Source organism: Microbacterium sp. UBA3394 (genome assembly GCF_002358725.1).
GTDB classification, from domain to species: domain Bacteria; phylum Actinomycetota; class Actinomycetes; order Actinomycetales; family Microbacteriaceae; genus Microbacterium; species Microbacterium luteum.
Map to the genome: position 1 here is coordinate 1 of NZ_DEPK01000185.1, position 6,805 is coordinate 6,805.

Here is a 6,805-nt window from a genome sequence, read left to right on the forward strand (position 1 = left end):
CGGACGCCCGTCGAGCGTCACCGGCCCCCATGCGCCCGTGACCGCGAACCAAAGCCGCGTCGCTGCACGGGCCCGGAATCCGCCCATCGTGATCTCGATGCCGGTGGCGCCCTCGGGGTTGCCGACGAGCCGGTTGCCCACGCGCAGCGCCGCCCGGTCGAGCGCACCCGAGCGGGCAACGCCGAGGGCCGCGTGACCCGGGCGTCCGAGATCCTGGACGGTTGCGAACAGCCCCGCCTCGGTCACCTCGATCCCCCGGCCGGCGCCGGCGGTTCCGGCACCGGGTGCGGCTTCGGGTGCGGTCCCGGAAGCGGGTCCGGTCCCGGGCGCGGCTTCGGTACCGGCGTCGGGTGCGGTCCCGGGAGCGGGTTCAGTCCCGGCGCCGGCTTGGGTACCGGTACAGCGTTCGGTACCGGGAGTCGTGTGCCCCAACTCAGGCTGAGCGGGCACCGGGGGCCGGGTTCCGGCGTCTCCGGCGGGCGGCGACGTCTCCCAGCCTGAGTTACGGCTCGAACCGGAGGCGGCACCTGCCCGCGCGGCCGCCGCCGAGGGCGCAACGTCGCTCGAGACAGCCTCCGGGCGCGCGGCGCCGCTCCAGACGGCATCCCCGAGAGGGCTTCGCCGCGACGTGTGCCCTGACTCAGGCTGGGTCGGGGCGGGCGGCCGTGATCCGGCGTTGTCAGCGGGTGCCGGCGGCGCCCAGCCTGAGTTAGGGCTCGAAACGGAGGCCGGAGAAGCCGGGGAGGCCGGCGGGGTGGAAGGGACGGGGACGAAACGGACGCGGGTGCCCGGGGCGAGAAGGGCGGGCTGGGTCGCGGCCGGGTCGAAGAGGGGAGCGTCGGTGGTGCCGATGAGGCGCCATCCACCTGGCGTATCGCGCGGGTAGGCGCCGGTGAATCCGGCGGCCAGGCCCACCGACCCGGCCGGAACGCGCGTGCGCGGCGACTCCAGACGCGGCACGTCGAACGACCACGCGTCGCTCACGAGGTAGCCGAAGCCGGGCGCGAATCCGGTGAACGCCACGGTCCACGTCGCGGCAGCGTGGTGGCGCACGAGCTCGTCGGGCGAGATGCCGAGCACCGCAGCGGTGTCAGCGAGGTCGGCACCGTCGTACCGCACGGCGAGTTCGACGATCTGCGCCTCCTCATCACGTTCCGACGGGATGCTCCGCACCTCACCCGTCAGTGCACGGTCGATCCACACGCGCGCGGACGCGAGCGGCAGCACCGCCGGGTCCACGTGCACGAGCACCGTGCGGGCGGCGGGCACCACGTCGACCACGCCATCCGGCGGCGCCGCGACGAGCGCCGCGTGCAGGTCCAGCACCGCGGAGAGCCCCGGCGTCTCGATCAGCAGCGCCCGCTCACCCATCGGCAGGATGCGCCACAACTCACCGGACGATGCCGCCTTCACCACGGTGCCCTCACGTCCACCCCGGCGGCATCGAGCGCCGCGCGCACCGCTCGCGCCATCGCCACCGCGGCGGGGCTGTCGCCGTGGAGGCACATCGAGGCCGCGTCGACGGCGAGCAGGTAGCCGTCGACGGCATCCACGATCCCGTCGATCGCGAGGCGGACCGCGCGGCGCGCGACCAGATCAGGATCGTCGAGGAGAGCGCCTGCCTCGCCGCGCGGCACGAGGCCGCCGTCCGCGAGGTAGCCGCGATCGAGGAACGCCTCGCGCACGAACGGCAGGCCGGCCTCCTCGGCGGCGCGGCTGCCGGCACCGCCGAGACCGAGGAGCGGCAGCTCGCGACCGAGACGATCGGCAAGTCGCCGCACGGCGGCGGCGACGACGCGCGCGGTCGCAGCGTCGGCGGTGACGGCGTGGTAGAGCGCGCCATGCGGCTTCACGTAGCGGATGTCCCCGCCCGCCGCGGCGAGCGCCTCGAGCTGGTCGTCGAGTGTGGCGCGCAGTTCGACCGTCGTCAGCGCCAGGGCTGACCGACCGAAACCGGCACGGTCGGGGTAAGACGGGTGCGCCCCCACGGCGACGCCGTACCGCGCCGCCCGGGTGACCGATTCGTGCATGGATGCCGCATCGCCGGCGTGGCCGCCGCACGCGACGGAGGCGCTGGAGACGACGGCGAACATCGCCTCGTCGTCGGCGGTCGGCACCCCGTCGACGGTCTCGCCGAGGTCGGCGTTCAGGTCGATGGCGGACATGCCCTCACGGTACCGGCGGCACTCGGACGCGGGCATCGGGCAAGCTGGGAACATGGCCCGCGCGCGCAATGAGCACACCGAACCGCCGGTGCGCCTGGGCGACGGGGCGCTGGCCTCCGTCGAACCGTCGCCCTACACGTCGGGCTACGAACTCGTCGTCGACGGGACCCCGCAGTCGCACGTCGACCTCGATGACCCGACGCATCTGCACTTCGAGTACGTCGCGCGGATGGCCGCCGTGATCGACCGGCTGAAGCTGCCCGGGCAGCCGCTCACCGCGGTGCACCTCGGCGCCGGCGCCATGACCCTCCCCCGCTACATCCACGCGACGCGCCCCGGCTCCCGCCAGCAGGTCGTCGAACTCGAGCCGGAGCTGATCGCCCTCGTGCGCGAGCGGCTGCCGCTGCCGCGCGGGGCCTCCATCCGCGTGCGGATCGGGGATGCGCGCCAGGCGCTCGGCCGGTTTCCCGCGGGACTGGTCGGCCAGGTCGACGTGCTGGTGGCCGACGTCTACGCCGGCGCGCAGATCCCCGCGCACCTGACGTCGGTCGAGTTCTACACCGCCGCCGCGCGTCTTCTGGGTCCCGACGGCGTGCTGCTGGTCAACGTCGCCGACGGCGCGGGACTCGCCTTCGCGCGTCGGCAGGTCGCGACGGTGCGCGAAGTGCTCGCGAACGTCATCGTGCTCGCCGAGGTGCAGACCCTCAAGGGGCGACGATTCGGCAACCTCGTCGTCGCGGCCTCGGCGTCGCCGCTGCCGACGGCGTGGCTGCCGCGCCTGATGGCGGCGGGACCGCATCCGGCGAAGGTCGCCGAGGGGGCCGAGATCGAGGAGTTCGTCCGCGGAGCGCAGCCCGCGACCGACGCCGACGCCGTGCCGTCGCCGAAGCCGTCTTCGAAGCTGTTCGAGCGCTGACGGGAGCCGTTTCGTCTCGTCGCTGCGCTCCTCGCTCAACGACCAGCAGGCGGTACCGAGGAGGGGAGAGGCACGGGCCGCGCCACCCGGGCGTTGAGCGAGCGGAGCGAGACGAAACGTGGCCGTCCCGCCCTGCGCGGAAGGGAACGGCAGCCGTTTCGTCTCGTCGCTGCGCTCCTCGCTCAACGACCAGCGGGAGGGGGCGGCGCGTTTCGTCTCGTCGCTGCGCTCCTCGCTCAACGACCAGCGGGAGGGACCGAGGGGAGGCGCCCCGGCCGGGCGTTGAGCGAGCGGAGCGAGACGAAACGACGCATCCGCGCACACGGGATGCCGCCTGTCGGCGTGGCCACCCGGAACCGACGGCGCGGGAGGGCACACTGAGGAGGCGAGCCGCACGCGAAGGGAGTCGACGGTGAGCTTCATCCACGGATACGACCCCGACACGCTGCGGGAGATCGTCGACCCTGCCCAGTGCAAGGAGCGCCTGGCCGAGCTCGGCGATCAGCGCAGCCTCGTGTCGATGCTCGAACGCGTGTGGCTGCTGAAGGTGCTCGGCGAGACCGACGACGCCCTCACCCTGTCGGAGCACGCCGTGCGCTTCGCGCGGATGGCCGGCACCCGCAAGGATCTCCTGCGCGCCCGCATCCTGCATGCCACGGTCGTTCAGGCGCGCGGAGCCTATGCCGCCGCCGAGCAGGAGCTCACGACGTGCGCCGAAGAGGCGGAGGGGCAGGGATGGGCCGCGATCGCGGCCTTCGCCCTTCAGCACCGCGGCAAAGTGAACTTCGACGCCGCGGAGTTCGAGGAGGCCCGCAAGGACTTCAAGCGCGCGCTCTTCCTGCGTCAGGAATCCGGCGCCCCGGAGTCGCAGCTGCAGACCGTGCTGCTGGCGATCGATCTCTGCGACCGCCGGCGCGCGCAGACCGCGGTCGCGAGCTGATCCCCGCAGTGTCGTAGGTCTGTTCTAGTCTTCCGGCATGTCAGAACCGCATCGCGTACGCCAGTGGGCGGAGGCGTTGATCTCGTCGCACCTCGACTCGTCGTGGACGTTCGGCTTCGACAACGCCAAGCGCCGCGCCGGTCAGTGCGACTACACGCGGCGGCGCATCACCGTGTCGCGCTACCTGTCGGCCCGCTACGACGACGACACCAATCATCAGACGCTCCTGCACGAGGTCGCCCATGCCCTTGCGGGAGCGACGGCCGGCCACGGACCGAGGTGGACGTCGATCGCCCGCGGCCTCGGCTACGTCGGTGGCACGACCCATCGCGGCGAGACCGCCGTCGAACTCGCCCCGTGGGTCGGGGTGTGCCCGGCCGGGCATGTGGCCTACCGTCATCGTCGCGCATCGCGTCCCACTTCATGTGCACGATGCGCGCCGCGGTTCGACGAGCGTCACCTGCTGACGTGGACCCGGCGCGAGATCACCCCTGCGACACGGCTTGCGGCGATGACGCCGCGCTGATCGACGGCCCGTAGCGGCCCGGGTCGTCGCTCGCGTCGAGTTCCGCTGCGCGCAGCACGTCGGCCCGACGACCCTCGGCGACCAGACGCTGTCCGGTCCCGCCGGCGGTGAGCAGGTGTCGCACGGCGCGTTCCAGCCCGCGGTACGACTCGGCGGCCGCGGCCGCCTCGGGCGACGTGTGATCGATCCCGCGGTTCCCCAGAGCGTCGATGACGGCGCCGGCGCCGAACTGATCCTCGACGGCGAAGCGCACGCCGTGCGGGGTCTCCTCCCCCACCGAGATGATCGAGACGCTGGTGCGCGCTCCCCGGCGCGCCTGCTCGTCGGCGATCGCCGACGCCACAGCCGTCGCGTTGCGCAGCCCGCCGAGCAGAACGATCGACCCCGCCGCGAGAGCGGCATCCGCGATCGGGGCGGCGTCGTGCTCACCCAGGACGGAGACGACCACCACGACGTCGGCGGGAGCGAGACGCGCGAATCCCGCGCTCCCCCACTCGTGACGGACCTGATAGCGCTGCTGGTCGAACGGCGTACTCACCCGCAGAAGCCTACGGTGAGCGCGCCGCGTGCGTGGCCCGGGCGTCACACCGCGAAACGTGCGCGCGATTCACCTGGCAGCGGATGCCGCATCCGGTGCGTTCGCTTGCCGGTGGATGCCGCATCGCGGCCGAGTGGCGACATCCACCGGCAATCGAAACGGTGCGCGGCGGAGGGGGCGGATGCATCCGCCCTTGCGCCAGCGGTGTCGCACGATGACACGATGGAGCATGCACGTTCTGCTGAAGCTCGTCATCGACTGCGACCCCGACGCCGCGTGGCGCGCCCTGCACTCGCCGCGCGCGGTCGCGGAGCTGTACGGCCCGATGGTGTCGATGTCGCCCGTCGTCCCGTCCGGGCTGCCGACGCAGTGGGAGGAGGGCGACGACGTGCCGGTGAGCCTCGAGAGCGGACCGATGCCGCTGGGACGCCAGCTCATCCACGTCAGCCACCGCCACGTGGATGAGCCGGGCGGCGCCGTGCGCATCTTCCGCGACAGCGGCATCCCGCTGACGGGTCCGCTCGCCTTCCTCGACGTGTGGGACCACCAGATGGCGGTCTCGCCCGCTCCCGGCGATCCCACCCGCACGCTCTGGCGCGACCGGCTCGTCTTCGACGGGCCCGGGGCGGTGCTGCTGTGGCCGGTGCTGTGGGCCATCTGGCAGTGGCGCGGGGCCCGCATCCGCGCGCTGGCGTCGTCGTGGGCGCACGACCCGGCGACCGACACGACCGACACTCCCGACACGGCCGATACGGCCGACCCCGCCACCGACCCGGCACAGGGGACGGGCCGTGACTGAGGCCTACATCGTCCGCCGTGCCCGGTCGACGGATGCCGCCGCCATCGCGGCGGTGCACGTGACGAGCTGGCGCGAGGCGTATGCCGGCCGGATCCCCGACGAGGTGCTCGACGGCATGGATGTCGCCGCGCGCGCCGAGACGTGGCGTCGCATCCTGGCCGGCGAGGTCAACGGGGAGGCCGGTGACGTCTGGGTCGCCGAGCTCGCCGGCGACGTGATCGGATTCGCCTCCGCGGGCCGATGCCGCGACGACGACGCGGTCGCCGGGCGCCGCGAGCTCTACGCCGTGTACGTGCTCGAGGCCGACTACGGCACCGGCGCGAGCGACATGCTCATGGATGCCGCCCTCGGCGACGATCCGGCATCGCTGTGGGTGCTCGAGGACAATCCACGCGCCCGGGCCTTCTACCGCCGGCACGGGTTCGACCCGGATGGCGCGGTCAAGACGCACACGGTCGACGGCGCCGCGATCCGCGAGGTGCGCCTCGTGCGCGGCGGCACGCTCGCCTGACCGGTCAGACGCCGGGTTCGCCCGAGAGCAGCCCCCGCAGCCAGTCGCGGGCCTCGACGAAGACATCGTCGGCGTACCGGTGGGAATACCGCACGATCGAGCGGTCCGCGCGCGGGTACGAGCCGAGGAAGATCACCTTGGGGCTGAAGCGTCGCAATCCCATGAGGGCGTCGGCCATGCGCTCGTCCTGGATGTGCCCGTCCGCATCGATGACGAACCGGTAGCGGCCGAGCGAGTCGCCGATCGGGCGCGAGGCCAGCAGCGACAGGTTGATGCCGCGGGTGGCGAACTGCTCGAGCATCTCCAGCAGCGCACCGGGGTGGTCATCGGGCAGCTCCACGACGAGCGAGGTCTTATCGGCGCCGGTCGCGGGCGGCGGGGCGACCGTGCGGCCGACCAGCACGAAGCGC

10 protein-coding genes are annotated in these 6,805 nt (G+C 73.1%); 6 read left to right on the forward strand and 4 right to left on the reverse strand.

What is annotated here, in order from left to right; all coding sequences use genetic code 11:
• Both B4E30_RS11020 and B4E30_RS11025 read right to left on the reverse strand, forming a co-directional pair.
• The coding region (locus B4E30_RS11020) for a carboxyltransferase domain-containing protein (protein ID WP_286795324.1) at positions 1-1,416 on the reverse strand (1,416 nt) is incomplete at its 3' end.
• Positions 1,410-2,165 carry a 5-oxoprolinase subunit PxpA gene (locus B4E30_RS11025; RefSeq protein ID WP_286795325.1) on the reverse strand — a complete coding sequence of 252 codons (756 nt, stop codon included), beginning with the start codon at positions 2,163-2,165 and terminating at the stop codon, positions 1,410-1,412. The genes B4E30_RS11025 and B4E30_RS11020, both read right to left, overlap by 7 nt.
• A gap of 52 nt (positions 2,166-2,217) precedes the next feature.
• On the opposite strand from B4E30_RS11025, the gene B4E30_RS11030 reads away from it, so the two are divergent.
• From B4E30_RS11030 to B4E30_RS11045, 4 genes are all read left to right on the forward strand, one after another.
• The gene (locus B4E30_RS11030) at positions 2,218-3,081 is read left to right on the forward strand and encodes a spermidine synthase (protein WP_286795326.1); all 864 of its coding nucleotides are present in this window, start codon (positions 2,218-2,220) and stop codon (positions 3,079-3,081) included.
• A gap of 118 nt (positions 3,082-3,199) precedes the next feature.
• Positions 3,200-3,367, forward strand: coding sequence for a hypothetical protein (locus B4E30_RS11035; protein WP_286795327.1), 168 nt, complete (start codon positions 3,200-3,202; stop codon positions 3,365-3,367).
• A gap of 126 nt (positions 3,368-3,493) precedes the next feature.
• Entirely contained in the window at positions 3,494-4,021 is a 528-nt protein-coding gene (locus B4E30_RS11040; protein WP_194383825.1) for a hypothetical protein, read from the forward strand.
• Between the two features lie 37 nt (positions 4,022-4,058).
• Complete coding sequence (locus B4E30_RS11045; RefSeq protein ID WP_286795328.1) at positions 4,059-4,547, forward strand: SprT-like domain-containing protein; 489 nt, start codon at positions 4,059-4,061, stop codon at positions 4,545-4,547.
• Here the strand turns inward: B4E30_RS11045 and B4E30_RS11050 are convergent.
• A complete protein-coding gene (locus B4E30_RS11050) occupies positions 4,507-5,085 on the reverse strand; it encodes a 2-phosphosulfolactate phosphatase (RefSeq protein WP_286795329.1) in 579 nt (192 codons plus the stop codon). The two genes, B4E30_RS11045 and B4E30_RS11050, sit on opposite strands and share 41 nt — an antisense overlap.
• A gap of 229 nt (positions 5,086-5,314) precedes the next feature.
• Here B4E30_RS11050 and B4E30_RS11055 point away from each other — a divergent pair, with 229 nt between their 5' ends.
• Together B4E30_RS11055 and B4E30_RS11060 are read left to right on the forward strand one after the other, a co-directional pair.
• Positions 5,315-5,884, forward strand: coding sequence for a hypothetical protein (locus B4E30_RS11055; protein ID WP_286795330.1), 570 nt, complete (start codon positions 5,315-5,317; stop codon positions 5,882-5,884).
• Positions 5,877-6,395, forward strand: a complete 519-nt coding sequence (locus B4E30_RS11060) for a GNAT family N-acetyltransferase (protein WP_286795331.1) — start codon at positions 5,877-5,879, stop codon at positions 6,393-6,395. The genes B4E30_RS11055 and B4E30_RS11060 overlap by 8 nt, the downstream gene beginning before the upstream one ends.
• A gap of 4 nt (positions 6,396-6,399) precedes the next feature.
• Here the strand turns inward: B4E30_RS11060 and B4E30_RS11065 are convergent.
• On the reverse strand, positions 6,400-6,805 hold a 406-nt coding region (locus B4E30_RS11065), incomplete at its 5' end, for a prephenate dehydratase (RefSeq protein WP_286795332.1).

Bases quoted from the DNA above. Each gene is read 5' to 3' on its own strand.
- B4E30_RS11025 (WP_286795325.1), bottom strand. From the start codon at position 2,165: ATGTCCGCCATCGACCTGAACGCCGACCTCGGCGAGACCGTCGACGGG.
- B4E30_RS11030 (WP_286795326.1), top strand. From the start codon at position 2,218: ATGGCCCGCGCGCGCAATGAGCACACCGAACCGCCGGTGCGCCTGGGC.
- B4E30_RS11045 (WP_286795328.1), top strand. From the start codon at position 4,059: ATGTCAGAACCGCATCGCGTACGCCAGTGGGCGGAGGCGTTGATCTCG.
- B4E30_RS11055 (WP_286795330.1), top strand. From the start codon at position 5,315: ATGCACGTTCTGCTGAAGCTCGTCATCGACTGCGACCCCGACGCCGCG.